Annotated in this window: 1 pseudogene; it reads left to right on the forward strand. The window is 49.1% G+C overall.

The annotated features are described in order from the left end of the window. Positions 1-444, forward strand: a pseudogene (locus tag HUS66_RS17460) (hypothetical protein); the annotation flags it as partial.

The following is a 444-nucleotide window of genomic DNA, read 5'->3' on the forward strand; positions in this document are numbered from 1 at the left end:
AATTAGATAGCAACCCGTTCACCCAGAGGAAAAAACAACAAGTCAAGCAGCCCCCCAGACGGAAGACCTGGACTGAGCATGAGCTGGCGCTTTGGTTCTCATCTGACCTGTATCTGAAGCACAAAAACAGCACATCAGAGCGATGGAAGTATTGGCTCCCCTTGCTTGGCATATACTCTGGTGCTCGACTGGAAGAGCTGGCGGCGCTGGCGCCTAAAGATATTAGTGAACATGGAGGGATACACTTCTTCGAAATTCATGCTCGAGATAACCGGAGCGTCAAAAACGCCAGTTCATGGCGGTATGTGCCCCTTCACTCTCATCTGATCAAGCTTGGCTTTTTGGATTACGTCATTAGCCGAAAAGGAGAAGAGCGTTTGTTTAGCCTTGTCCCCTATAATGGCGAGTATGGTAAGAGCGCATCGAAGGCGTTTGGCTATATTC

Source organism: Onishia taeanensis, assembly GCF_013349955.1.
Lineage (GTDB): Bacteria > Pseudomonadota > Gammaproteobacteria > Pseudomonadales > Halomonadaceae > Onishia > Onishia taeanensis_B.